Source organism: Pseudomonas allokribbensis (genome assembly GCF_014863605.1).
Taxonomy (GTDB): Bacteria; Pseudomonadota; Gammaproteobacteria; order Pseudomonadales; family Pseudomonadaceae; genus Aquipseudomonas; species Aquipseudomonas allokribbensis.
This window is the reverse complement of the sequence record NZ_CP062252.1, coordinates 1,827,686-1,852,214: the sequence shown is the minus strand read 5'-3', so window position 1 is coordinate 1,852,214 and position 24,529 is coordinate 1,827,686. Positions and strand designations below refer to the sequence as shown.

Below are 24,529 nucleotides of genomic sequence, written 5' to 3'. Positions count from 1 at the left end.
CGATCTTTTTGTGACTTCTCGGTTTCTCGTTTACATCTAAGCGCTTAAGCCTATTTGAATCGAGACGCGGCCTGCGCAGTGCACAGGAAAGCGGATTTTCTGGCGCCTGAAATATGCCGAAACCCGCTGAAAGCCCCGGTTTTACCAGCCCAGGGTTTCTTTCAGGAAGGGAATGGTCAGCTTGCGCTGAGCCTGCAAAGAGGCCTGATCGAGCTGCTCGAGCAGGTCAAAAAGCGCGCTCATGCTGCGGGTCCCGCGAGTCAAAATAAAATGCCCGACTTCATCGGTCAGATGCAGACCGCGACGGGATGCACGCAATTGCAGGGCACGCAATTTGTCTTCATCGGAGAGAGGACGCATCTGGAAAATCAGCGCCAGGGTCAGGCGCGATTTCAAATCCGCCAGTTTTACCGGCAATTCACGTGGCGAGGTTGAAGCGGCGATCAACAAGCGGCGACCGCTGTCGCGCAGACGGTTGAACAGGTGAAACATCGCCTCTTCCCAGTCGGCCTTGCCGGCGATCACCTGCAAGTCGTCCAGACAGACCAGTTCGTACTGTTCGAGGTTGTCGAGGATTTCGATGCCGCGATCCATCAACTCGGCCAGCGGCAGGTACACCGCCGGCTCGCCCATCTGTTCGAAACGCAGGCACGCGGCCTGCAACAGATGCGTACGCCCTACCCCGTGCTTGCCCCACAGATAGATGAGGCTTTCGGTCCAGCCGGCGTCGGCTTCGCATAGACGCTCGACATAGCCGAGTGCAGCGGCATTGGCGCCTGGGTAGTAGTTGATGAAGGTGGCGTCGTCACGCAGACGCACACCTAGGGGCAGCTGAATCGGTTTCATGCTGACTGAACAGTTCCCAAGGAACCGTTAGTGGCCTCTGTGTAAAGTGTGCGAAGTTTATACCCGTGAAGCGGAGCGCACAATGCGACAGACCCCAAGCAAAATCAAAGGTTTGCGTTAACACGCTGGTTTTATGACAGTTTCTTTGGCGCACGAGTGCCAGCATTGCCTGCATGAGACGGGCCAACCCGGCAATCCACCGGGCGCCCCTCCCTCGCCTTACAGCTTCGGATCATCCACTCCGCTATAAATGTCGGAGTCTTTGTACAAGTCATGGACGTGGCGCACCAACACCATGATCACCGCCGCCACCGGCAACGCCAGCAGCACACCGGTGAAACCGAACAACTCGCCGCCGGCCAGGATCGCAAAGATCACCGCCACCGGATGCAAACCGATTCGATCACCCACCAGCAATGGCGTCAGCACCATGCCCTCCAATGCCTGACCGACCATGAACACCGCCACGATCCCGATCATCGGATACAGATCACCACCGAACTGGAACAGCCCGGCAATCAGCGCCGCGCCGATCCCGATCACAAACCCCATATAAGGCACGATGGCCGCCAGACCGGCGATCAGGCCGATCAACAGGCCCAGCTCCAGACCGACAATCATCAGGCCCGCCGCATAGATCACGCCCAACGCCAGCATCACCAGCAACTGGCCGCGCACGAAAGCGCCAAGCACCTCGTGACACTCGCCGGCCAGAGCCACTACACGCTCTTCGCGGTCACGCGGCAACAGGCTGCGGATCTTGGCCATCATCACGTCCCAGTCGCGCAGCAAGTAGAAACTCACCACCGGGATCAGCACCAGATTCGCCAACCAGCCGATCAGCGCCAGACTTGAGGCCGTGGCCTGACTCAGCACCACACCGACGATGTCGGTGGTCTGGCCCATGTGTTCGGTGATCGCCGCCTTGACCTTGTCGAATTTCCAGAAGCCCTCCGACAGCCCCAGCTTCGACTGCGCCCACGGCAGTGCTGTGTGCTGCAGCCAGTCGAGCATCTGCGGTGCCAGCTCATACAGTCGCAGTAACTGCTTGGCGAGCATCGGCACCAGCACCAGCAGCAACGTGGTGACGATCAGGGTGAACAAGGCAAACACCGCAATCACGCCCCAGGTACGGGACAAGCCAAGTCGCTCAAGACGATCCACCAAAGGGTCGAACAGATAAGCGAGCAACAGCGCCACCAGAAACGGCGTGAGGATCGGATGCAGCAACCAGACAAACGCGCAAAGCAGGAGCACCCCACCGAGCCAGAACCAACGCCGCGTATCGGCCATGTAACACTCCATTGCTTCTATATATGAAAGAAAAACCTACCAGCGAAACCGCAACAACGGCGCCGCAGGTATCGGTGCCGGCGCAACGACAGGCGCACCACCCGGCACTGCGGGTTGCGGAGCCACCGGAGCTGCCTCAGCCGGCATTTCCTGCAATTTCGCCAGCGACAACTGCGCCCGCAACTGATCGGCACTGCCGTTCACCCGATACACAATGCGATCGGCATCGACACTCTGCAGACGCACACCAAAGGGTTCGAGCATCCGCAGCAACGTCGCGTAATGCTCCAGATTCATGCCTTGCACTTCCAGAGTCTGCTGACCCGAAGCGCCCGGCTTGGCGACAAAACGAGGCGCCAGGCGCTCGGCGACCGCCAGCATCACGGCATCGGCAACAGCGGCTTGATCAGCCCCTTGCACGCTGCCCGCTTCCTTTTGATCTCCCAGCCACAAATGCCATTTGGCTTGCCACTGACCGCCTTCTTCGCGGGCATGCACGGCGAGCAAGGCGTCAGCGTTGTAGCGTTCAGACGCTGCATGCAGCGGCGCGGGATCGGTGCCTTCAAGCGTCGGCGCGGTCGCGACCAGTTGCTCGCTCAGATCCGCCAGCGGCAGGCGCAACGGCAACCCTCGGTGCTGGGCGGCACGCCGCAATGGCGCGGCACTGGCCTGACCGTCGCCCACCAGGCTTGAGCCTTCGGCGGAGTCGTTCAGCCACCAGCTCAGGATCGACGGCCGACTCACCCCCCACAGCGCCAGCCCGGCACGGCGCAATGCCTGCTCGGTGGTGGCCGGGTCGAAATCAACTTTCAATACCTCCGGTGGCCCGGCATCGAAGCCGAACTGACTGATGATCTGCTGTGGGTCCTTGCGAATCGGCGCCAGCCCGGGGTTCTGCGGCGCCTTCGGGTCGCCGGTGAGACGCAGCACCAGCGTGTCGAGCGCGGACTGAGTGGCGCGATCACGCTCCTCCGGCGACTGGCCGTTGACCGGTTCGCGCACCTGATAAAGACCTTTGACGTTTTCGGCCTGGCTCGCCAGGCTGACCAGAGACAAGCAACCCACTAACAGCAATTTACACAAACGCATGGAGAATTCCCGTCGACAAGAGCGGCTGGAACAGGCCGCGTGAACCGGATTGAGCAAGCCTGTGACCACTGGCCGTTGCAAAACATTCACACGCTGGCGATAAGTTTTTGCACAGCCCTAACGATAGACGGTTCCTTATACAGGCACCTGTGATGTCACCCGAAGCATCAATTGCAAAATTTTTCGGCCGATATGCCCCTGCCCGTCGGCGTGAGGATGGCCGCTGCCCCTCAAGCCTGATAAAATCGCGCGCCTTCGCAGACCGGCAACAGCCGGGCACATCGATTTCGCGTGAGGCAATCGCCTCTGTCGTTTTCGGCGTTCCCGCTGGACTCGGTCGTTACCCCTGAATCCCCTCCCCTAAAGGCCTGGATCATGAGCAAGCAACCCTCCCTGAGCTACAAGGACGCCGGTGTAGACATCGACGCCGGTGAAGCATTGGTCGAACGCATCAAGAGCGTCGCCAAGCGCACTGCGCGCCCGGAAGTCATGGGCGGCCTGGGCGGTTTCGGCGCCCTCTGCGAAATCCCGGCCGGCTACAAACAGCCAGTACTGGTTTCCGGCACCGACGGCGTCGGCACCAAGCTGCGCCTGGCGCTGAACCTGAACAAGCACGACAGCATCGGCCAGGACCTGGTCGCCATGTGCGTCAACGATCTGGTGGTGTGCGGCGCCGAGCCGCTGTTCTTCCTCGACTACTACGCCACCGGCAAGCTGAACGTTGATGTTGCCGCCACCGTCGTCACCGGTATCGGTGCAGGCTGCGAACTGGCTGGCTGCTCCCTGGTTGGCGGCGAAACCGCTGAAATGCCTGGCATGTACGAAGGCGAAGACTACGACCTGGCCGGCTTCTGCGTCGGCGTCGTGGAAAAAGCGGAAATCATCGACGGCTCGAAAGTCGCTACCGGTGATGCCCTGATCGCCCTGCCATCGTCCGGCCCGCACTCCAACGGCTACTCGCTGATCCGCAAGATCATCGAAGTGTCCGGTGCCGACATCGAAACCGTTCAGCTCGACGGCAAGCCGCTGACCGAACTGCTGATGGCCCCGACCCGCATCTACGTGAAGCCGCTGCTCAAGCTGATCAAGGATACCGGCGCTGTCAAAGCCATGGCCCACATCACCGGTGGCGGCCTGCTGGACAACATCCCGCGCGTTCTGCCAAAAGGCGCTCAGGCGGTGGTTGACGTGGCCAGCTGGACTCGCCCGGCCGTCTTCGACTGGCTGCAAGAGAAAGGCAACGTTGACGAAACCGAGATGCACCGCGTGCTGAACTGCGGCGTGGGCATGGTGATCTGCGTGGCTCAGGAGCACGTTGAAGTTGCCTTGAACACCCTGCGTGACGCTGGCGAGCAGCCTTGGGTCATCGGCCAGATCGCTGCTGCCGCCGAAGGCGCTGCCCAGGTTGATCTGCAGAACCTTAAGGCTCATTAATGTCCGCAACCTGTGATATCGTGGTGCTGCTGTCCGGCACCGGCAGTAACTTGCAGGCTCTGATCGACAGCACGCGGACCGGCGACAGCCCGGTCCGCATCGCTGCGGTGATTTCCAACCGCGCCGACGCTTACGGCCTGCAACGCGCCAGTGACGCGGGTATCGCCACCCGCTCGCTGGATCACAAGGGGTTCGAAGGCCGCGAGGCCTTCGATGCCGCCCTGATCGAACTGATCGACGCCTTCAAGCCCAAACTCGTGGTACTGGCCGGGTTCATGCGCATTCTCAGCGCTGACTTCGTCCGTCATTACCAGGGTCGCCTGCTCAACATCCACCCGTCGCTGCTACCCAAATACAAAGGGTTACACACTCATCAGCGCGCGCTGGAGGCCGGCGACGCCGAACACGGCTGCTCCGTGCACTTCGTCACCGAGGAACTCGATGGCGGACCACTGGTCGTACAGGCAGTAATACCGGTAGAGTTGCACGATTCGCCGCAGAGTCTGGCGCAACGGGTTCACGTTCAGGAACACCTGATCTACCCGATGGCCGTACGCTGGTTTGCCGAAGGACGGCTGACCCTCGGCGAGCAAGGTGCTTTACTGGATGGCCAGTTACTTGGGGCCAGCGGTCACTTGATTCGAAACTAGGAGATTTTATGCGTCGCGCCCTGCTCTTCGCTTGCGCTCTGCTCGCCCTGCCATTCGCCCAGGCGGCAGACCTTCAACCGTTCTCCGCCAGCTACACCGCCGACTGGAAACAGTTGCCCATGAGCGGCACTGCCGAACGCAGCCTGACCAAGGAAGCCAACGGCGTCTGGAAGCTCACCTTCAAGGCTTCGATGATGATCGCCAGCCTGTCCGAAGAAAGCACCCTGACCCTGGACAAGGACACCCTGCTCCCGCAGTCCTACCACTTCGAACGTGGCGGCCTGGGTAAAGCGAAAAAGGCTGACCTGGACTTCGACTGGACCACCAAGATGGTCACCGGCACCGATCGCGGCGACGCGGTAAAAGTCCCGCTGAACCGTGGCATGGTCGACAAGTCCACTTACCAGCTGGCACTGCAGCATGACGTCGCCTCCGGCAAGAAGACCATGAGCTATCAAGTGGTCGACGGCGGTGAAGTCGATACCTATGACTTCCGCGTATTGGGCTCCGAGAAAGTCGAGACCAAGGCCGGCAAGATCGACGCGATCAAGGTCGAGCGCGTGCGCGACCCGACACAAAGCAAGCGCACCACCGTGATGTGGTTCGCCAAGGACTGGGATTACCTGCTGGTCCGCCTGCAACAGGTCGAAACCGACGGCAAGGAGTACAACATCATGCTCCTCGACGGCACGGTCAACGGCAAGCCTGTCAAAGGCAGCTGATTCAACGAAAAGCCCCGCGATTGCGGGGCTTTTTTTCGCCTGTCATTCAGTGATCAAACCGAGAATTTGGCCACCATATTGTTCAGATCCACCGCCAGCCGCGACAATTCCTGGCTCGCGGCGCTGGTCTGATTGGCCCCGGCCGAGGTCTGCATCGCCAGATCGCGGATATTCATTAGATTGCGATCCACCTCCCGCGCCACGGCAGCCTGCTCTTCCGACGCACTGGCGATCACCAGGTTGCGCTCGTTGATCAAGGTGAACGCCGAAGCAATTTCCTCCAGCGCCACCCCGGCAGCTTTCGCCAGATCGAGGGTCGAGCGCGCGCGGACATTGCTCTGCTGCATCGAACTGACCGCCGAATCGGTGCCCTGCTGGATACCGCCGATCATCTGCTCGATTTCCTGGGTCGATTGCTGGGTGCGATGGGCCAACGCCCGGACTTCGTCGGCCACCACCGCGAAACCACGCCCGGCGTCACCGGCGCGGGCCGCTTCGATCGCCGCGTTCAATGCCAGGAGATTGGTCTGCTCGGCAATCGAGCGGATCACCTCCAGCACTTTGCTGATGCTGTAGACCTTCTGCGCCAGATCCTCCACCTGCGTGGCGTTGGCAGTGACATCATCCGCCAGCAACTCGATGGACGACACGGTCTGCTGCACTTGCTCACGACCATGCTGGGCGATGCGGTCCGACTCGCGCGACGCCTCGGAGGTCGCCACGGCGTTGCTGGCGACCTCCTCCACCGCAGCGGTCATCTGATTCACCGCCGTAGCGGCCTGCTCGATCTCCAGGCTCTGTTGATGCAGCCCTCGCGTGGCATCTTCGGTGACGCAGCTCAGCTCTTCCGAGGCCGAGGCCAATTGACTGGAAGACTCCGAGATCTGCCGGATGGTGTCGCGCAGGCTGTGCTGCATGCTCTTGAGCGCGTGCAGCAGCCGCGCCGGCTCATCCTTGCCGATGATGCTGATGTCACCGGTCAGATCGCCGCCGGCCACTACTTCGGCAACCCCCAGCGATTGCGAGAGCGGCACCACGATACTGCGAGTCAGCAACAGCGCGAGGCCAATGGTGATCAGTGCAGTGATGCCGATCATTACCCCGACCCAGACCCGCGAATTGATGAACACCAGCCGCGCAGCCTCTGTGGCGAGGTTGGCATTGTGCTTGTTCAGCTCCACCAGCTCTTTCAGGGTGACCGCGATGTCATCGGCCAACGGACTCATCTGCGCATTGAGAATGCTCGCCGCCTCTTCCACCCGATTCTGGGCCGACAGCGCCATCACTTGGGCCTGAAGCTCCAGATACTTGTGCTCGGCCACCTTGAAGCGGTCGAACAGCGCCCGCTCTTCGGGCAACACGATCAATACGTCGTAGCGCTGCTGGGCTTCGCTCAACACACCGCGCAACTCGTTGAGCTTGGCGACATTCTGATCGAGCGCCTGAGGATCGCGATTGAGCAACAGGCGCATGGTCAGGGCGCGCAGGCGTAGCATGTCCTGACTCATTTCACCCACCGCCATCACGCTCGGCAGCCAGTTGTTGTCGACCTCATCGGACTGAGCGCGCATGTTCGACATTTGCAGCAAGGCGAATGCGCCAAGGCCGAACACCATCAGCGCCAACAGGCCGAAGCCCAGCCCCGCACGGGGGGCAATATTGAGACTACGGATACTCATTGCTCTGGTTCCTTCCAAAAGCGCTGCATCAACCCTGCAGCTGGCTGCTTTAGAAGGTATCGGCCCGGCGAAAATTTGCGTAAGACCAAAACGTGATATCAAAAGGCCTTAATACTTCGAACCCTTGGCATTAACGATTCAGCGTCGATTGGCCGGACTTGAACGCCGTTCGCTGCAAGATCAATGGGAAATTATTGGAAAACCTTGAAACAACCCCGCAGGTGAAACACCGACACAAGTAATCTTCGACTCAACGGCATAACCTGTCGCCCTGCCGCGCACCCGCAAGAAAGTGGAACGCGCCCCTGCGGGAATGCTCTATACCTGCAAGGTCTTATTTGATCGAATGACTTTTCCTACTGCTTGCGAGGTTCACATGACCGTCACCGTCAATACCATCTCCGCCGAAGGTTTCCGTCACACCGTACAGATCGATGAGCACGAACTGTTTGCCGATGTCCCGACAACTGCCGGCGGCGAAGGCTCGGCGCCGGAGCCACACGATTACTTCGACGCCGCCCTCGGCGCCTGCAAGGCCCTGACGCTGAAGCTGTACGCGAAGAAAAAAGACATTCCACTTACCGGCGTCGGTGTCGAGGTCAAACGCGACAACAGTCAGGAGCAGAAAGGCAAATACGCCCTGCACGTCACCCTGACGCTCAAAGGTGTGCTCACCGATACCCAGCGTGAAGAACTGCTACGAGTCGCCGATCGCTGCCCGATTCATAAACTGATGACCACCAGCGAAGTCACCATCGAAACACACGCCCCACAAGGCTTCGACAGCCAGTAATCACCACCACGACACCGGCGGGTTATGCTCCATGCATCACCCGCTCAGCCTGGAATGGACCATGGACACCCAACCCCTGATCATCCGCCCGCGCGCCGAAGACGTCGAAGGCCAGCCGATTCTGCGCCCGCTGCCGTCAGCCAAATGCCGCAGCGTCGGGCCCTTCGTATTTTTCGACCACATGCTTGAAACGGTTTATCCCGCAGGCAAAGGGATGAACATCCGACAGCATCCGCACATCGGCCTGTCGACCCTGACTTATCTGTTTGAGGGGCAGATCCAGCACAAGGACAGCCTCGGCTCCGATCAGGTGGTCAGTGCCGGCGATGTCAGCTGGATGACGGCGGGCAGCGCGATCGCCCATGTCGAGCGCACGCCCGAACCGCTGTGGGAACAAAGCTTCAGGATGCACGGGCTGCAAATCTGGCTCGCCTCGCCCAAGGATCACGAACAAGGTCCCGGGCATTACAGCCATCACCCGGCGTCGACATTGCCGGTGAGCGATAACCTCGGCGTGCAGATCCGCATGATTGCCGGGTCAGGCTTTTGTCTGGAATCGCCGGTGCCGGTACTTTCTCCGACGCTGTATGCCGAATTGAAGATGCAAACCGCGACCACCTTGCTGATCCCGACCGAACATGAAGAGCGGGCGCTGTATGTGTTGAGCGGTGATGTGCAATTGAATGGCGAAGCGGTCGAACCCCATGCGCTGGTGGTGTTGCCGGCCGGGGAAGAGATGAGCCTGTTCGCCGAGAGCGACAGTCATGCCGTACTGTTCGGCGGCGCGCCACTGGATGGGCCACGGCGGATCAACTGGAATTTTGTCGCGAGCGATCCGACGGTGATCGATGAGGCCCGGCGCAAGTGGGCGGCCGGGGATTGGCCGACGGTACCGGGGGAAGTCGAGCGGATCGAGCTGCCGAAATCGCGCAGCGAGCCGACACCGCTGTAAACGAACACTCCCACGCCAGGCGTGGGAGTGCTTTCAACCGAATCAGCCCTTGAACACTTCTTCCAGCAAGTCATGCATCGACTTGAACGCCCGCGCAGCGGTTTTCGCGTCGTACATCATCATGCCCGGCACATTGGCGTGCGGATCGGTGAACGAGTGCACCGCACCGCCGTAGCTCAGCAATTGCCAGTCCACGCCAGCCGCATTCATCTCGTCTTCAAATGCCGGCAGTTGCTCTTTCGGCACCAGCGGATCGGAAGCGCCGTGCAGCACCAGCACCGAGCCCTTGATGTTTTTCGCATCCGCCGGGTTCGGCGAATCCAGCGTGCCGTGGAACGATACCGCAGCCTTGAGCGCCGCACCGGTGCGGGCCAGGTCCAGCGCACAGCAACCGCCGAAGCAGAAACCGAACACCGCCAGTTTCGAGGTATCAACCGCCGCTTCACCCTGCTTCTGCAATTGTTCGAACGCAGCCTGCATACGCTTGCGCAGCAGCGCACGGTCATTTTTCAGCGGCATCATCGCCGCGCCAGCCTGGTCGCCGTTCTGCGGACGCACCGCTTGCCCGTACACGTCGGCGATCAGCACCACGTAGCCCTTGGCCGCCACCGATTTGGCGATATCTTCAGCGCCAGCGCTGACACCCATCCAGTTCGGCGCCATCAACAGCCCCGGACGCGCACCTTTGTGCTCGGCGTCGAACGCCAGACGACCTTCATAAGGCTGGCCGTCAATCTGATAGACCACGGAACGTACAGTGACTTGGCTCATTTCTGACTCCTGATTGGTTGAACACCAGAATGAAAAAACCCGCCGAAGCGGGTTTTTCTACAGTTTGATCAAGCGGACAGCTCAACCAGCAGCTTGTTCAGACGGCTCACGTAAGCGGCCGGGTCTTTCAAGCTGTCGCCAGCCGCCAGGGCGGCCTGGTCGAAGAGGATGTGTGACAGGTCGCCAAAACGCTCTACGCTGGTCTCGTTGTCGAGTTTCGCGATCAGCGGGTGGCTCGGGTTGAATTCGAAGATCGGCTTCGAATCCGGCACCTTCTGCCCGCTGGCCTCGAGGATCTGACGCATTTGCAGACCCAGATCCTGCTCGCCGATAGCCAGAATGGCCGGCGAATCGGTCAGACGATGGGAAACGCGGACTTCGGCAACGGACTCGCCCAGCGCGGTTTTCAGACGCTCAACCAGACCTTCCTTCGACTTGGCGACTTCTTCTGCGGCCTTCTTGTCCTCTTCCGAGTCCAGGTTGCCCAGGTCCAGGTCACCACGGGCGACGTCGACAAAGCTCTTGCCGTCGAACTCGCTCAGGTAGCTCATCAGCCACTCGTCGATGCGGTCGGTCAGCAGCAGCACTTCGATGCCTTTCTTGCGGAAGACTTCCAGGTGCGGGCTGTTCTTGACCTGCGCATAGGTTTCGCCGGTGAGGTAGTAGATCTTGTCCTGACCTTCCTTGGCACGAGCCAGGTAGTCGGCCAGACCGACGATCTGCTCGCCGTCGGTGCCGTTGGTCGATGCGAAACGCAGCAGACCGGCAATTTTTTCCTTGTTGGCGAAATCTTCTGCCGGGCCTTCTTTCATGACCTGACCGAAGTTTTTCCAGAAGCCCTTGTATTGCTCAGGCTCGTTCTTCGCCAGTTTTTCCAGCATGTCCAGCACGCGCTTGGTCAGCGCCGACTTCATCGAGTCGATGATCGGGTCTTTCTGCAGGATTTCCCGCGACACGTTCAGCGACAGGTCGTTGGAGTCGACCACGCCCTTGATGAAGCGCAGGTACAGCGGCAGGAACGACTCGGCCTGATCCATCACGAACACGCGCTGTACGTACAGCTTCAGGCCTTTCGGCGCTTCACGCTGGTACAGATCGAACGGTGCGCGGGCCGGCACGTACAGCAGCGAGCTGTACTCGAGCTTGCCTTCGACCTTGTTGTGGCTCCACGACAGCGGGTTTTCGAAGTCGTGGGCGATGTGTTTGTAGAACTCCTGGTATTCCTCATCCTTCACTTCGGTGCGAGGACGGGTCCACAGGGCGCTGGCGCGGTTGACGGTTTCCCATTCAACTTCAGGCTTCTCTTCGCCTTCGGCAGCAGCCACTTCTTTCGGCAGCTCGATCGGCAGCGCGATGTGGTCGGAGTACTTCTTGATGATGTTGCGCAGACGCCAGCCATCGGCGAACTCGTCTTCACCGGATTTCAGGTGCAGGACGATGCGGGTGCCGCGTTCTGGTTTGTCGATGGTGGCGACTTCGAATTCGCCCTCGCCTTTCGACGACCAGTGCACGCCTTCGCTGGCGGCGGTGCCGGCGCGACGGCTGTACACATCAACTTTGTCAGCAACAATGAAGGCCGAGTAGAAGCCCACACCGAACTGGCCGATCAGGTGCGAATCCTTTTTCTGATCGCCCGAGAGATTCTTCATGAAATCGGCGGTGCCGGATTTGGCGATGGTCCCCAGGTGGGTAATCACATCGTCACGGTTCATGCCGATGCCGTTGTCTTCGAGGGTGACGGTCTTGGCGTCCTTGTCGAAGCTCACACGGATTTTCAGTTCAGCGCCACCTTCGAGCAACTCAGGCTTGGCCAGGGCTTCGAAGCGCAACTTGTCGACGGCGTCGGAGGCGTTCGAGATCAATTCGCGAAGGAAGATTTCCTTGTTGGAATACAGCGAATGGATCATGAGGTGCAGCAGTTGCTTCACCTCGGTCTGGAAGCCCAGGGTTTCCTTTTGAGTTTCCACACTCATGGTCATCAAACTCCAATCAGATGGCATTGGCCGCGACCCAAATGGTCTGCGGCAGGTAGTTCACTGAGTTGGGGGCGGTGTTCAGGATTTCAAGGGCTCGTCGATTTTGAAGTGGGCGCGGGCAGTGGCAATCGGCTCGCTCTCGGTGCTTTGCCAGGCCGTGACCGCGACGTTGGCCACCCGCCGGCCCTGACGACAGACCTGGCACCTGGCCCAGGTATCGCGAAACTGCCCGGCCCGCAGGTAATCGAGGGAAAAGTCGATGATCTTCGGCACGCCGGGCGCACCGGTAAAAATCAACAGATGCAGGGCGGCGGACAACTCCATGAATCCGGCAATCACCCCGCCGTGGATCGCCGGCAATAAAGGGTTACCAATGTTGTCCTTGTTGGCCGGCAACTTGAACAGCAGGTCATCACCGACTCGCGAACACTCGACACCGATCAGCCCGGCATAGGGAATCAGCTTCAGCAGTGGCGCGTAGTCAGCCTTCGCGTGAGCCTCCTGCAGTTGCTGCTTGAAATCATCGTTCATTGGCTGTCTCCCTTGATCGCGCCACCAAAGCCTTTTGTGCCTTTGAGGCCCTTGCCCATGCGCATGAACGTGCCGACGACGTGGGCGATGGGATGTTCGGGATCATCCTGATAGGCGAAGCCCCGGGCGAAGATCACATCGGTGGTCACTCGGTAGCACTGGGCGAAGCCATAGACATCTTTATGCGGTTCGGCGGCATGCATGTAGTCGATGCGCAAATCCAGGGTCGGGCAGACTTCGAATTCCGGCAGCACGCACAGGGTGGCCATGCCACACGCGGTGTCCATCAGAGACGTGATCGCCCCGCCGTGGACCACACCGGTCAGCGGATTGCCAACGATCTGCGCGCTGTACGGCAAGACCACCGTCAGGCCTTCGCTGCTGGCGCTGTGCACTTTCAAGCCCAGCACCTGGCAGTGGCGCAGGGCCGAAAGAAAGCGGGTCGCGCGCTCAAAAACAGGGTTTTCGGCCATTTGATAATTACTCTTGTTAGTCACTGTTCCCGGTAGTGGAAAGAACAGCAAAAGTTCCATTGCAAAACAAACTTATATATCTGTGAGAAATGAGGAACTTAACCCTCGGGGCTGCGTTCTTAAGGCCAGTAGTTATTTTCCATAAGGAGAAACACCCCATGCGTAAGACTTTAGCTATTGCCTTGATGTTGACCGCTTCCCTCGGTCTCGCAGCCTGCGATAAAAAATCCGAGGACAAAGCTCAAGATGCCAACCAACATGCTGAACAAGCTCAGCAGAAAATGAATGAAGCTCAGGATAAAGTGAACGACGCGGCGAAAGAAAACGCCGAAGCCGCCAAAGATCAGGCCGAATCGAACGCAGCCGCTGCAGACGAAGCGGCCAAGAAGCAATAAGCCGCTTCTCGATGGCAAAAAAGAAAACCCGCCAAGTGCGGGTTTTCTTTTGCCTGTCATTTTTTGCTAATACCGAATTAGAGCAAGACAGTTCTAAAAGTCGGACTAATCATCAGCAACAATGAGCACACTAAGCCGATCAGCCAGACCAGGCTGCGCAGCTTCGGGATATCGGCCAGGTAAAACCACAAGTAGAGAATCCGTGCGATCACGAAGATGATCGCTAACGTATCGATCAGCCATCCCGCCGTCTGCGTGGTATGCGCCATCAACACACCCACAGCAAACAAGATAAACGCTTCGATGCTGTTCTGATGCGCTGCCAGTGCGCGAGCCCCGTAACCGGTGAGTTGCGCCTGCTGCTGACGCGGCAAGTGGTTGTTGTAACCGCCCTGCTCTTTCATGGCCTTGCCCACCGGCATGCGTGCCACGTAGATCAACAACGCACTGATAAACACACACCAGAACGGAATACTCATCAAGCAGCCTCTTTGATCGTCTCGGGCAATGGCGCCTCTGTAGGGGTATAGACCATTACATCGAGCACGTCGGAATGAAACTCGCGGCGATACAACACCAGCACTACGCCCGCGCTCATCAGCATGAACAGCCACGGGCTGACGAACCACGCCAGCATGCTGATGCCGAAGTAATAGGAGCGCAGACCGAAGTTGAACTGGTTGGCCGCCATCGAAATCACCCGCGCCGCCCGCGAAGCGAACGCCTTGCGCTCCTGCTCGGACACGTGCCGCTCGCCGATCATCGGCGCCGAGCCGATCAGGATCGCCGCGAAGTTGTACTGGCGCATGCACCAGCTGAACGTGAAGAAGGCGTAGACGAACACCAGCGCCAGGCACAGCAACTTGATCTCCGACATGCCCTGGGAGGCCTGTTGCACCATCGGAATATCCGCCAGCAACGACACCGCACGCTCCGATGCACCGAGCACGGTGAGAATGCCCGCCAGGATGATCAGGGTGCTGGACGCGAAGAACGAGGCGTTGCGCTCAAGGTTGCCGATCACGCTGGTGTCGGCGATGCGGTTGTCACGCAGCAGCATACGGCGCATCCAGTCTTCGCGGTACAGGTGCAACACGCTGGCCAGGCACGCAGTGTCGCGGCCCTTCCAGGTGGCATAACGGGTGTAACCGCCCCAGCAGATGACGAACCAGAGCGCGGCAAGCAAGTGGATCTGATTGGCTTGGATGAATGACATGCAATTCCCTGTGATGAAGATTTCGGCAACCCTTCGACGTTAGCTCAGGGAAAAAGACACTGCCTCACGCCCATAAAAAATGCCCCGTATCGATTGATACGGGGCATTTCTGTTTAATCGCTCGGAAGCCGCTTGTGGCGGCCGGGCAATCTTAAGCCAGGGCTTCGGCGCGCTTGCCCAGCAGGCGGTCGCAAACCACGGCAACTACCAGGGTCATCACGCACGGCACCAGCCACGCCAGGCCCTGCTCGCTCAGCGGCAGGTGGGCCAGTTGCGACGGCAGCCAGTCAGCCAGACCGGCGCCTTTCAAGGCGTCGATGGTGCCGAACACGAACGACACCAACATCACCGGGCCCATGATGCGGCTCTGTTCATGCCAGAACGCAGCGCAGAAGCTCAGGGCCACCAGCACGATGCACGGCGGGTAGATCGCGGTCAGTACCGGGATCGAGAACGCGATCAGCTTGGTCAGGCCCAGGTTGGACACCAGCAGCGAGAACGCAGCCAGGATGATCACCAGTGTCTTGTAGGACAGTGGCAACACACGGCTGAAGTACTCGGCACAGGCGCAGGTCAGACCGACCGCCGTCACCAGGCAGGCCAGCGAGATCAGCACCGCAAGGAAACCGCTACCCAGCGAACCGAAGGTGTGTTGCACGTAAGCGTGCAGCACCGCCGCGCCATTGGTAGCGCCAGCGGCCACTTCATGGCTGCCGGAACCCAGACGGAACAGGCTGACATACACCAGCGCCAGACCGACGCCGGCAATCAGCCCGGCGATGATTGCGTAACGGGTGATCAGCGCCGGCGACTCGACGCCACGGGAGCGGATCGCGTTGACGATGACGATGCCGAACACCAGTGCGCCCAAGGTATCCATGGTCAGGTAACCATTGATGAAGCCCTGGGAGAACGGTGCCGCGACGTATTCCGGAGTGGCCACGCCGATATCACCCGCCGGCAGCGCAAACGCAGCGATGCCGAGTACCGCCAGGGCGATGATCTTCAGCGGCGCAAGGAACCGTCCTACGGTGTCCAGCAAACGGCCCGGATAGAGCGAGATGAAGAACACCAGCAGGAAGTACACCGAGCTGTAGAGGAACAGCGCCAGTGGGCTTTCGCCAGTCAGCGGCGCCAGGCCTACTTCGAACGACACGGTCGCGGTACGCGGCGTTGCGAACAACGGGCCGACCGCGAGGTAGCACGCTGCTGCCAGCACGCCACCGGCAATCTTGCCGATCGGGCTGCTCAGGGAATCCATCGCTCCGCCGACCTTGGCCAGCGCGACGACAGTGATCACCGGCAAACCGACCGCCGTGATCAGGAAGCCCAGCGCCGCCATCCAGACGTTGGGTCCGGACTGCAAACCGACGATAGGCGGGAAGATGATGTTACCGGCCCCGACGAACAGGGCGAATGTCATAAAACCAAGTGCCAGGATGTCCTGACCTTTCAAAACTTTCATTAAGGAAATACCACACTACTGAATCGGAATTTAGAGGGGGATTTCCCTGTGGGGTTAGGGAAATGCTGTCAATCCGTATGGGACTGACCCGTTTAGCGCGTTGCATGCCTTGTGGGCGGCAGACGCAAAAATGGCTGCTAGCCTAACGAATTTGTCTGACAAACGCACTGTTTGAGGGCGAACTATCCGATACGCGACGTGTCTGTGTCGCGTTTTTGCATGTTATTGGGTAGGTGCCTATAAATGGCCATCGTCAACTCAAACGCCAGAAACGACAAAGGCCACCCGAAGGTGGCCTTTGTTTGGTAAAGCGTCAGCTAAGCGCGAGGCTTACTTGACAGCCCAACCAGTCAGCTCGGCCAGGGCCTTGCCGATGTCCGCCAGCGAACGCACGGTTTTCACGCCTGCGTCTTGCAGAGCAGCGAATTTCTCGTCTGCAGTGCCTTTGCCGCCGGAGATGATTGCGCCAGCATGGCCCATGCGCTTGCCCGGAGGAGCAGTCACACCAGCGATGTAGGAAACAACCGGCTTGGTCACGTGAGCCTTGATGTAGGCAGCCGCTTCTTCTTCAGCCGAACCGCCGATCTCGCCGATCATCACGATCGCCTCGGTCTTCGGGTCTTCCTGGAACAGCTTCAGGATGTCGATGAAGTTCGAACCCGGGATCGGGTCACCACCGATGCCGACGCAAGTCGACTGACCGAAACCGGCGTCAGTAGTCTGCTTCACAGCTTCGTAGGTCAGGGTGCCGGAACGGGAAACGATACCGACCTTGCCTGGCAAGTGAATGTGACCTGGCATGATGCCGATCTTGCATTCGCCTGGGGTGATCACGCCTGGGCAGTTAGGGCCGATCAGGATGACACCCAGCTCGTCGCACTTAACTTTCGCGTCCAGCATGTCCAGGGTAGGAATGCCTTCGGTGATGCAGACGATCAGCTTGATGCCGCCGAAAGCTGCTTCCAGGATCGAGTCCTTGCAGAAAGGAGCCGGAACGTAGATCACGCTGGCGGTGGCGCCAGTGGCAGCTACGGCGTCTTTCACGGTGTTGAACACTGGCAGACCCAGGTGCTCGGTGCCGCCTTTGCCTGGAGTAACGCCGCCAACCATCTTGGTGCCGTATTCGATGGCTTGCTGGGTGTGGAAGCTACCTTGCGAACCGGTAATACCCTGGCAGATAACTTTGGTGTCTTTATTGATCAGGACGCTCATTACTTGCCCTCCGCAGCTTTAACGACTTGTTGAGCAGCGTCGGTCAGGCTGGTAGCAGCGATGATGTTCAAACCGCTTTCTGCCAGTACTTTAGCGCCCAGTTCAGCGTTGTTGCCTTCAAGACGAACAACAACCGGGATTTTCACGCCGACTTCTTTCACTGCACCGATGATGCCTTCGGCAATCATGTCGCAACGAACGATGCCGCCGAAGATGTTAACCAGTACTGCTGCGACGTTGGTGTCGGACAGAATGATTTTGAATGCTTCGGTAACGCGTTCTTTGGTAGCACCACCACCTACGTCGAGGAAGTTGGCTGGCTTGCCGCCGTGCAGGTTGACGATGTCCATGGTACCCATGGCCAGGCCGGCACCGTTTACCATGCAGCCGATGTTGCCTTCCAGCGCTACGTAGTTCAGTTCGAACTTGGCAGCGTGCGCTTCGCGCGGATCGTCCTGCGACGGATCGTGGAAAGTCTTCAGCTTAGGCTGACGGTACATTGCGTTGGCGTCGATGTTGATCTTGGCGTCCAGGCAGTGCAGATCGCCGTCAGCCTTGATCACCAGCGGGTTCACTTCCAGCAGAGCCAGGTCGTGATCCTTGAACAGCTTGGCCAGACCTACGAAGATCTTGGCGAACTGAGCAACCTGCTTGCCTTCCAGACCCAGCTGGAATGCCAGCTCGCGACCCTGGAATGGCTGAGCGCCAACCAGTGGATCGATAGTGGCTTTCAGAATTTTTTCTGGAGTGTCGTGAGCGATTTTCTCGATGTCCACGCCACCTTCGGTGGAAGCCATGAACACGATGCGACGGCTCGAACGGTCAACGACAGCGCCCAGGTACAGCTCTTTAGCGATATCAGTGCACGATTCAACCAGGATCTTGGTGACTGGCTGGCCATTGGCGTCAGTCTGGTAAGTCACCAGACGCTTGCCCAGCCACTGCTGTGCGAAGGCTTTGGCGTCTTCTTTGCTGCGAACCAGCTTTACGCCGCCCGCTTTACCGCGACCACCGGCGTGGACCTGGGCTTTGACAACCCACTCGCTGCCGCCGATTTTGTCGCAAGCTTCTGCTGCTGCTTCCGGGGTGTCTACTGCATAACCAGTGGAAACTGGCAGGCCGTATTCAGCGAACAGCTGCTTACCCTGATACTCGTGAAGATTCATGCTTTTTACCGTCTTCGTTAGGTACTGCGCATTCGGCGCTGCGCTCTTGATGAGTGCCGCGCCACCTGTGACTGCTGCTTGCGTAGCCTTTCCGGATACCCGGTGCAGCTACGCAAGGCTGCGTCCAGCGGACATTCCGCGGTGAGTCTTGCACGCAAGGCTCACGACGGGCCGTACCGCCGTGGTTTCTTATTGTGTCTTAACGCTTCTTGCGGTTGGCAATGTGGATGGCGCCGCCATTCACAGCCAGAGCAGCTTCGTGCAAGGCTTCAGACAGGGTCGGATGGGAGAAAACCATCATGCCCAGGTCTTCAGCGCTGGTGCCGAATTCCATACCGATCGCGCCCTGCTGAACCAGTTCTGCAGCGCTCGGGCCAATCACGTGCACGCCCAATACGCGGTCAGTCTTGGCATCGGCGATGACCTTGACGAAACCACCGGTATCGTTGGCGGCCATGGCACGGCCGGATGCTGCGAACGGGAAGGTGCCGACGTTAACTTCAACGCCTTCAGCTTTCAAGGCCTGCTCGGTTTTACCCACCCATGCGATTTCCGGGTGAGTATAAATAACCGAAGGGATCAGGTCATAGTTCATCTGAGCCTTGTGGCCCTTGATGCGCTCGACAACCATGATGCCCTCTTCCGAGGCTTTGTGAGCCAGCATCATGCCGCGAACCACGTCACCGATGGCGAATACGCCCGGTACGGTGGTAGCGCAGTGATCGTCAACGTGCACGAAACCGCGCTCGTCCAGGGTCACGCCGCTGTCGGCAGCCAGCAGATCAGTGGTCACCGGACGGCGACCAACGGCTACGATCAGCTTGTCGAAAGTGATGGTCTGTTCGCCGTTGGCATCGGTGTAGTTCACAACGACTTCGTCGCCGTTCACTTTCGAGCCGGTCACGCGAGCGCCCAGTTTGATGTCCAGACCTTGTTTGGTCAGGGTTTTCAGCGCTTCCTTGGAAACAGCGGTGTCCGCTGCCATCAGGAAGGTGTCCAGGGCTTCCAGGACAGTCACTTCTGCACCCAGACGCGACCAGACCGAACCCAGTTCCAGACCGATCACGCCAGCGCCGATCACGCCCAGACGCTTGGGAACGGATTGGAATTCCAGAGCGCCAGTCGAATCAACGATGACTTTCTGATCGACCGGAGCCGGTGGAATGTCGATCGGACGCGAACCTGGAGCCAGGATGACGTTTTCGGCTTCGATGACTTCAACCGAGCCGTCTGGCTTGGTGACTTCGACTTTCTTGCCGGCCAGCAGTTTGCCGTGGCCCTGGATCGAAGTAACGCCGTTGGCCTTGAACAGGGTGGCAACACCGCCGGTCAGGTTCTTGACGATGCCAGCCTTGCGGCCAACCATCGCAGCGACGTCCATTTTGACTTCGCCGGTCGAGATACCGTGGACGTTGAAGCTTTCTTTCGCTTCCTTGTATTTCCAGGAGCTGTCCAGCAGCGCCTTGGAAGGAATGCAGCCTACGTTCAGGCAGGTGCCGCCCAGGGCTTGCTTGCCTTCAGCATCGGTGTACTTCTCGATGCAGGCAGTGCTCAGACCGAGTTGCGCGGCCTTGATGGCAGCCACGTAGCCGCCAGGGCCCGCACCGATCACTACTACGTCAAATTTCTGCGACATTCAAAAAATCCTCTTTAGCGAAAAGCTTCAAGCCGCGCGCTGCAAGCCAGGCTGCGTTCTCTTGCAGCTTGAAGCTTGCAGCGCGTGACTGCTTCTATCAGATATCCAGCAACAGACGAGCCGGATCTTCCAGCAGGTTCTTGATGGTCACCAGGAAAGTCACAGCTTCTTTGCCATCGATCAGACGGTGATCGTAGGACAGTGCCAGGTACATCATCGGACGAATAACGACCTGACCGTTGATGGCCATCGGACGCTGGATGATGTTGTGCATGCCCAGAATCGCTGCCTGCGGCGGGTTGACGATCGGAGTCGACATCATCGAACCGAAGGTACCACCGTTGGTGATGGTGAAGGTACCGCCGGTCATCTCGTCCATCGACAGTTTGCCGTCACGGGCTTTCTTGCCGAAAGTGGCGATGCCGCCTTCGATTTCAGCCAGGCTCATCAGTTCGGCATTACGCAGAACCGGAACCACCAGACCGCGGTCACTGGAAACAGCAACACCAACGTCGGCGTAGCCGTGGTAAACGATGTCGCCGCCGTCGATCGAAGCGTTGACAGCCGGGAAGCGTTTCAGCGCTTCGGTGGCAGCCTTCACGAAGAACGACATGAAGCCCAGGCGTACGCCGTTGTGGGACTTCTCGAACAGGTCCTTGTACTTCGAACGCAGCGCCATGACTTCGGTCATGTCGACTTCGTTGAAAGTGGTCAGCATCGCCATGTTCGACTGAGCTTCTACCAGACGCTTGGCCACGGTAGCGCGAACGCGGGTCATCGGAACGCGCTTCTCGACGCGGTCGCCAGCAGCGAACACAGGAGCGGCAGCGGCCGGAGCAGCAGCCTTAGGCGCAGCAGCCGGAGCGGCTTTCTTGGCTTCAACAGCGGCAACCACGTCTTCCTTGGTCACACGGCCGTCTTTGCCAGTGCCTTTTACGGAAGCCAGGTTGATGCCGTTCTCTTCGGCCAGCTTGCGAGCGGCAGGAGCAGCGATAGCGTCTTCGTCAGCGCCGGCAGCTGGAGCAGCGGCAGCAGCGGCCGGTGCAGCAGCGGCAGCCGGAGCGGCAGCAGCAGCGCCGCCTTCAACGATGGAGCCCAGGACTTCGTCGGACAGGACGGTGTCGCCCTCGCCCTTGACGATTGCGCCCAGTACGCCGTCGGCGGTAGCCAGCACTTCCAGGACAACCTTGTCGGTTTCGATGTCGACGATCAGTTCGTCACGCTTGACGGCGTCGCCCGGTTGTTTGTGCCAGGTGGCAACGGTGCCATCGGCAACCGATTCCGGGAAAGTGGGGGCTTTGATCTCGATAGCCATTGTCTGTGGTTCCTTAAATTCGGTTTCAGGTGCGCGAAGGCGTTAAACGGTAAACGCGTCTTGCAGCAGTTTTTCCTGCTGCTCGGCGTGCATCGATGCGTAACCACATGCTGGTGCAGCAGAAGCCTCACGGCCCGCGTACTCAAGTACGAGAGATTTGTTGAGGTTGCTGATGCTGCGACGCAGGTGGTGCTGGCTGCAGTACCAGGCGCCCTGGTTCATCGGCTCTTCCTGGCACCAGACAGCCGCTTTGGCGTTGGTGTAAGGAGCCAGGACTTCTTTCAAGTCGTCCTCAGGGAATGGGTACAGCTGCTCGATACGCACGATGGCGATATCTTCGCGGCCTTCGGCACGGCGTTTTTCCAGCAGGTCGTAGTAGACCTTGCCGCTGCACAGAACAACGCGCTCGACCTTTTTCGGGTCCAGTGCATCGACTTCCGGGATAACGGTCTGGAACGAACCTTCGGCCAGATCTTCCAGCGTCGAGATTGCCAGTTTGTGACGCAGCAGCGACTTCGGAGTCAGCACTACCAGTGGCTTGCGCAGCGGGCGAATCACCTGACGACGCAGCAAGTGGTAGATCTGGGCCGGCGTGGTCGGCATGCACACCTGAATGTTGTGCTCGGCGCACAGCTGCAGGTAACGCTCAAGACGCGCCGAGGAGTGCTCAGGGCCCTGACCTTCGTAGCCGTGCGGCAGCAGCATGGTCAGACCGCAGAGACGGCCCCACTTGTGCTCGCCGCTGGTGATGAACTGGTCGATAACAACCTGCGCACCGTTGGCGAAGTCGCCGAACTGGGCTTCCCAGATCACCAGCGCGTTTGGCGTGGTGGTCGAGTAACCGTATTCGAACGCCAGTACGGCTTCTTCCGACAGGAACGAATCGTACAGGTCGAAGCGCGGCTGACCGTCGTACAGGTTCTGCAACGGAATGTAGGTGCCGGCATCTTTCTGGTTGTGCAGAACAGCGTGACGGTGCGAGAACGTACCGCGGCCGATGTCCTGACCGGTCATGCGAATCGGGTGACCTTCGAACGCCAGGGTCGCGTACGCCATGGTTTCGGCGTAACCCCAGTTGATCGGCAGGCCGCCGGCTTGCATCTTCTGACGGTCTTCGTAGATCTTCGCAACCTGGCGCTGAACCACGAAGCCTTCCGGAATTTCCAGCAGCTTGGCGGACAGTTCCTGCAGGGTCTTCAGATCGAAGCGAGTGTCGTGACGCGCAGTCCAGGCGTGGCCCAGATACGGACGCCAGTCCACGAACAGCTCTTTGTTCGGCTCTTTGACCAGCGATTTCACTACGTGCAGACCGTTGTCCAGCGCGTTGCGGTATTCGTCGACTTTCGCCTGAACACGCTCAACGTCGAGCACACCGCCCTGGGTCAGACGATCAGCGTACAGCTCACGGGTGGTGCGCTGCTTGGTGATCTGCTGATACATCAGAGGCTGGGTGCCGCTTGGCTCGTCAGCTTCGTTGTGGCCGCGACGACGGTAGCAGACCAGGTCGATCACCACGTCACGCTTGAACTGCATGCGGTAGTCGATGGCCAGCTGGGTCACGAACAATACGGCTTCCGGATCATCACCATTCACATGGAGGATCGGCGCCTGGATCATTTTCGCAACGTCGGTCGCGTACTCGGTGGAGCGCGAGTCCAGCGGGTTGCTGATGGTGAAACCAACCTGGTTGTTGATCACGATGTGCACGGTACCGCCGGTCTTGAAACCGCGGGTCTGCGACATCTGGAAGGTTTCCATCACCACGCCTTGACCTGCGAATGCAGCGTCACCGTGGATGGAGATCGGCAGAACCTTCTCGCCGGTAGGGTCGTTACGACGATCCTGACGGGCGCGAACCGAACCTTCAACCACCGGGGAAACGATTTCCAGGTGGGACGGGTTGAACGCCATGGCCAGGTGAACTTCACCGCCGGCGGTCATCACGTTGGACGAGAAGCCCTGGTGGTATTTAACGTCACCGGAACCCAGCTCGACCTTCTTCTTGCCTTCGAACTCGTCGAACAGCTCGCGCGGGTTCTTGCCGAAGGTGTTGACCAGCACGTTCAGACGGCCACGGTGGGCCATGCCGATGACGACTTCCTTGGTGCCGTAGGAACCGGAACGCTGGATCAGTTCGTCGAGCATCGGAATCAGGCTTTCGCCGCCTTCCAGACCGAAACGCTTGGTGCCCGGGTATTTGGTACCCAGGTATTTTTCCAGACCTTCACCGGCGGTGACGCGCTCGAGCAGGTGGCTCTGAATGTCGGCGGAGTAGGTCGGACGGCCACGTACGCTTTCCAGACGCTGCTGGAACCACTGGCGCTGCACGGAATCGGTGATATGCGTAAATTCAGCGCCGATGGTGCGGCAATATGTCTGCTGCAACGCTTCGTGAATTTCGCGTAGGCTCGCTTCCTCTTTGCCGATGAACAGGTCGCCGGCACGGAAGGTCGTATCAAGATCGGCATTGGTCAAGCCGTAATGATTGATCGACAGGTCTGCAGGTGCAGGACGCTGCCACAGTCCCAGCGGGTCAAGCTGGGCTGCCTGGTGGCCACGCATACGGTAGGCCTGGATCAATCGCAGCACTTCAACTTGCTTCTTCTCGTGCTCACTGCTCACGCTGCCGGCGGAAACCGGTTGGGCGCGGCGCTGGTTCTTTGCCAGCAGCACGAAATGATCGCGAATTGTGGAGTGCGAAACATCGGTGGCAGAGCCGCCGTCGGCGGGCAGCTTCTGAAAGTAGGTGCGCCACTCTTCTGGCACAGCGTTAGGGTCGTGCAGGTAGAGCTCATAAAGCTCTTCCACATAGGCAGCGTTTCCACCTGAAAGGTAGGCGCTGTTCCACATGCGCTGCATCACGCTTTCTTGCATGCTTGGTCACCCTCGGTTAGGGGAACACCATCGGTGTCGAC

Annotated in this window: 22 protein-coding genes; 6 read left to right on the top strand and 16 right to left on the bottom strand. The window is 59.4% G+C overall.

Annotated elements, in window-relative coordinates:
• Positions 1-141: 141 nt before the first annotated feature.
• The 3 genes from hda to IF199_RS08510 form a co-directional block, all read right to left on the bottom strand.
• A complete protein-coding gene (gene hda, locus IF199_RS08520) occupies positions 142-846 on the bottom strand; it encodes a DnaA regulatory inactivator Hda (protein WP_003223042.1) in 705 nt (234 codons plus the stop codon).
• Between the two features lie 219 nt (positions 847-1,065).
• Complete coding sequence (locus IF199_RS08515; RefSeq protein ID WP_096822987.1) at positions 1,066-2,139, bottom strand: AI-2E family transporter; 1,074 nt, start codon at positions 2,137-2,139, stop codon at positions 1,066-1,068.
• A gap of 36 nt (positions 2,140-2,175) precedes the next feature.
• Positions 2,176-3,228: a DUF2066 domain-containing protein gene (locus IF199_RS08510; protein WP_192560120.1), complete on the bottom strand. Its 1,053-nt coding sequence runs from the start codon at positions 3,226-3,228 to the stop codon at positions 2,176-2,178.
• A 375-nt stretch (positions 3,229-3,603) separates the two neighbouring features.
• Between IF199_RS08510 and purM the strand changes: the two genes are divergently transcribed.
• Genes purM through IF199_RS08495 form a run of 3 tightly spaced genes read left to right on the top strand, consistent with a single transcriptional unit; the run spans position 3,604 to position 6,034 of the window.
• Positions 3,604-4,662: a phosphoribosylformylglycinamidine cyclo-ligase gene (gene purM, locus IF199_RS08505; RefSeq protein ID WP_027614051.1), complete on the top strand. Its 1,059-nt coding sequence runs from the start codon at positions 3,604-3,606 to the stop codon at positions 4,660-4,662.
• The gene (purN, locus tag IF199_RS08500; protein WP_192560119.1) at positions 4,662-5,312 is read left to right on the top strand and encodes a phosphoribosylglycinamide formyltransferase; all 651 of its coding nucleotides are present in this window, start codon (positions 4,662-4,664) and stop codon (positions 5,310-5,312) included. The genes purM and purN overlap by 1 nt, the downstream gene beginning before the upstream one ends.
• 8 nt (positions 5,313-5,320) lie before the next feature.
• On the top strand, positions 5,321-6,034 hold the full coding sequence (locus tag IF199_RS08495) for a DUF3108 domain-containing protein (RefSeq protein WP_096822984.1): 714 nt from the start codon (positions 5,321-5,323) through the stop codon (positions 6,032-6,034).
• A gap of 53 nt (positions 6,035-6,087) precedes the next feature.
• Here the strand turns inward: IF199_RS08495 and IF199_RS08490 are convergent, their stop codons facing one another.
• The gene (locus IF199_RS08490; protein ID WP_096822983.1) at positions 6,088-7,713 is read right to left on the bottom strand and encodes a methyl-accepting chemotaxis protein; all 1,626 of its coding nucleotides are present in this window, start codon (positions 7,711-7,713) and stop codon (positions 6,088-6,090) included.
• 376 nt (positions 7,714-8,089) lie between these two features.
• On the opposite strand from IF199_RS08490, the gene IF199_RS08485 reads away from it, so the two are divergent.
• A complete protein-coding gene (locus IF199_RS08485; protein ID WP_192560118.1) occupies positions 8,090-8,506 on the top strand; it encodes an OsmC family protein in 417 nt (138 codons plus the stop codon).
• Positions 8,507-8,567: 61 nt separating this feature from the next.
• Positions 8,568-9,458: a pirin family protein gene (locus tag IF199_RS08480; protein WP_192560117.1), complete on the top strand. Its 891-nt coding sequence runs from the start codon at positions 8,568-8,570 to the stop codon at positions 9,456-9,458.
• A gap of 42 nt (positions 9,459-9,500) precedes the next feature.
• Here IF199_RS08480 and IF199_RS08475 read toward each other — a convergent pair whose 3' ends face one another.
• From IF199_RS08475 to IF199_RS08460, 4 genes are all read right to left on the bottom strand, one after another.
• Positions 9,501-10,229, bottom strand: coding sequence for a dienelactone hydrolase family protein (locus tag IF199_RS08475; protein WP_192560116.1), 729 nt, complete (start codon positions 10,227-10,229; stop codon positions 9,501-9,503).
• 68 nt (positions 10,230-10,297) lie between these two features.
• Positions 10,298-12,202, bottom strand: coding sequence for a molecular chaperone HtpG (gene htpG / locus IF199_RS08470; protein WP_192560115.1), 1,905 nt, complete (start codon positions 12,200-12,202; stop codon positions 10,298-10,300).
• 81 nt (positions 12,203-12,283) lie between these two features.
• The gene (locus tag IF199_RS08465) at positions 12,284-12,736 is read right to left on the bottom strand and encodes a PaaI family thioesterase (protein WP_102620368.1); all 453 of its coding nucleotides are present in this window, start codon (positions 12,734-12,736) and stop codon (positions 12,284-12,286) included.
• A complete protein-coding gene (locus tag IF199_RS08460; protein WP_192560114.1) occupies positions 12,733-13,209 on the bottom strand; it encodes a PaaI family thioesterase in 477 nt (158 codons plus the stop codon). The genes IF199_RS08465 and IF199_RS08460 overlap by 4 nt, the downstream gene beginning before the upstream one ends.
• A gap of 158 nt (positions 13,210-13,367) precedes the next feature.
• Between IF199_RS08460 and IF199_RS08455 the strand changes: the two genes are divergently transcribed.
• Positions 13,368-13,604 carry a hypothetical protein gene (locus tag IF199_RS08455; protein ID WP_085682944.1) on the top strand — a complete coding sequence of 79 codons (237 nt, stop codon included), beginning with the start codon at positions 13,368-13,370 and terminating at the stop codon, positions 13,602-13,604.
• A gap of 77 nt (positions 13,605-13,681) precedes the next feature.
• Here the strand turns inward: IF199_RS08455 and IF199_RS08450 are convergent, their stop codons facing one another.
• From IF199_RS08450 to IF199_RS08415, 8 genes are all read right to left on the bottom strand, one after another.
• On the bottom strand, positions 13,682-14,083 hold the full coding sequence (locus tag IF199_RS08450; protein WP_096822977.1) for an MAPEG family protein: 402 nt from the start codon (positions 14,081-14,083) through the stop codon (positions 13,682-13,684).
• Positions 14,083-14,820, bottom strand: coding sequence for a DUF599 domain-containing protein (locus tag IF199_RS08445; protein WP_192560113.1), 738 nt, complete (start codon positions 14,818-14,820; stop codon positions 14,083-14,085). The genes IF199_RS08450 and IF199_RS08445 overlap by 1 nt, the downstream gene beginning before the upstream one ends.
• A gap of 151 nt (positions 14,821-14,971) precedes the next feature.
• The gene (gene brnQ / locus IF199_RS08440; protein WP_102620367.1) at positions 14,972-16,285 is read right to left on the bottom strand and encodes a branched-chain amino acid transport system II carrier protein; all 1,314 of its coding nucleotides are present in this window, start codon (positions 16,283-16,285) and stop codon (positions 14,972-14,974) included.
• Positions 16,286-16,615: 330 nt separating this feature from the next.
• Positions 16,616-17,497 (bottom strand): succinate--CoA ligase subunit alpha, encoded by an 882-nt coding sequence (gene sucD / locus IF199_RS08435; RefSeq protein ID WP_017127973.1) that lies wholly within the window; start codon positions 17,495-17,497, stop codon positions 16,616-16,618.
• Positions 17,497-18,663, bottom strand: coding sequence for an ADP-forming succinate--CoA ligase subunit beta (sucC, locus tag IF199_RS08430; protein ID WP_007919879.1), 1,167 nt, complete (start codon positions 18,661-18,663; stop codon positions 17,497-17,499). Before sucC ends, sucD begins: the two co-directional genes overlap by 1 nt.
• 199 nt (positions 18,664-18,862) lie before the next feature.
• The gene (gene lpdA / locus IF199_RS08425) at positions 18,863-20,299 is read right to left on the bottom strand and encodes a dihydrolipoyl dehydrogenase (RefSeq protein ID WP_085732276.1); all 1,437 of its coding nucleotides are present in this window, start codon (positions 20,297-20,299) and stop codon (positions 18,863-18,865) included.
• 97 nt (positions 20,300-20,396) lie between these two features.
• Complete coding sequence (gene odhB, locus IF199_RS08420) at positions 20,397-21,614, bottom strand: 2-oxoglutarate dehydrogenase complex dihydrolipoyllysine-residue succinyltransferase (protein ID WP_096822974.1); 1,218 nt, start codon at positions 21,612-21,614, stop codon at positions 20,397-20,399.
• A gap of 42 nt (positions 21,615-21,656) precedes the next feature.
• Positions 21,657-24,488, bottom strand: coding sequence for a 2-oxoglutarate dehydrogenase E1 component (locus IF199_RS08415; RefSeq protein ID WP_096822973.1), 2,832 nt, complete (start codon positions 24,486-24,488; stop codon positions 21,657-21,659).
• Positions 24,489-24,529: the final 41 nt, after the last annotated feature.

Excerpts from the sequence above, each read along its gene's own strand:
- IF199_RS08445 (WP_192560113.1), bottom strand. The coding sequence starts at position 14,820 with ATGTCATTCATCCAAGCCAATCAGATCCACTTGCTTGCCGCGCTCTGG.
- IF199_RS08415 (WP_096822973.1), bottom strand. The coding sequence starts at position 24,488 with ATGCAAGAAAGCGTGATGCAGCGCATGTGGAACAGCGCCTACCTTTCA.
- IF199_RS08465 (WP_102620368.1), bottom strand. The coding sequence starts at position 12,736 with ATGAACGATGATTTCAAGCAGCAACTGCAGGAGGCTCACGCGAAGGCT.
- hda (WP_003223042.1), bottom strand. The coding sequence starts at position 846 with ATGAAACCGATTCAGCTGCCCCTAGGTGTGCGTCTGCGTGACGACGCC.
- IF199_RS08450 (WP_096822977.1), bottom strand. The coding sequence starts at position 14,083 with ATGAGTATTCCGTTCTGGTGTGTGTTTATCAGTGCGTTGTTGATCTAC.
- IF199_RS08515 (WP_096822987.1), bottom strand. The coding sequence starts at position 2,139 with ATGGCCGATACGCGGCGTTGGTTCTGGCTCGGTGGGGTGCTCCTGCTT.
- IF199_RS08475 (WP_192560116.1), bottom strand. The coding sequence starts at position 10,229 with ATGAGCCAAGTCACTGTACGTTCCGTGGTCTATCAGATTGACGGCCAG.
- IF199_RS08490 (WP_096822983.1), bottom strand. The coding sequence starts at position 7,713 with ATGAGTATCCGTAGTCTCAATATTGCCCCCCGTGCGGGGCTGGGCTTC.
- IF199_RS08485 (WP_192560118.1), top strand. The coding sequence starts at position 8,090 with ATGACCGTCACCGTCAATACCATCTCCGCCGAAGGTTTCCGTCACACC.
- IF199_RS08455 (WP_085682944.1), top strand. The coding sequence starts at position 13,368 with ATGCGTAAGACTTTAGCTATTGCCTTGATGTTGACCGCTTCCCTCGGT.
- odhB (WP_096822974.1), bottom strand. The coding sequence starts at position 21,614 with ATGGCTATCGAGATCAAAGCCCCCACTTTCCCGGAATCGGTTGCCGAT.
- IF199_RS08495 (WP_096822984.1), top strand. The coding sequence starts at position 5,321 with ATGCGTCGCGCCCTGCTCTTCGCTTGCGCTCTGCTCGCCCTGCCATTC.
- sucD (WP_017127973.1), bottom strand. The coding sequence starts at position 17,497 with ATGAGCGTCCTGATCAATAAAGACACCAAAGTTATCTGCCAGGGTATT.
- sucC (WP_007919879.1), bottom strand. The coding sequence starts at position 18,663 with ATGAATCTTCACGAGTATCAGGGTAAGCAGCTGTTCGCTGAATACGGC.
- IF199_RS08510 (WP_192560120.1), bottom strand. The coding sequence starts at position 3,228 with ATGCGTTTGTGTAAATTGCTGTTAGTGGGTTGCTTGTCTCTGGTCAGC.
- lpdA (WP_085732276.1), bottom strand. The coding sequence starts at position 20,299 with ATGTCGCAGAAATTTGACGTAGTAGTGATCGGTGCGGGCCCTGGCGGC.
- purM (WP_027614051.1), top strand. The coding sequence starts at position 3,604 with ATGAGCAAGCAACCCTCCCTGAGCTACAAGGACGCCGGTGTAGACATC.
- purN (WP_192560119.1), top strand. The coding sequence starts at position 4,662 with ATGTCCGCAACCTGTGATATCGTGGTGCTGCTGTCCGGCACCGGCAGT.
- IF199_RS08480 (WP_192560117.1), top strand. The coding sequence starts at position 8,568 with ATGGACACCCAACCCCTGATCATCCGCCCGCGCGCCGAAGACGTCGAA.
- IF199_RS08460 (WP_192560114.1), bottom strand. The coding sequence starts at position 13,209 with ATGGCCGAAAACCCTGTTTTTGAGCGCGCGACCCGCTTTCTTTCGGCC.
- htpG (WP_192560115.1), bottom strand. The coding sequence starts at position 12,202 with ATGAGTGTGGAAACTCAAAAGGAAACCCTGGGCTTCCAGACCGAGGTG.
- brnQ (WP_102620367.1), bottom strand. The coding sequence starts at position 16,285 with ATGAAAGTTTTGAAAGGTCAGGACATCCTGGCACTTGGTTTTATGACA.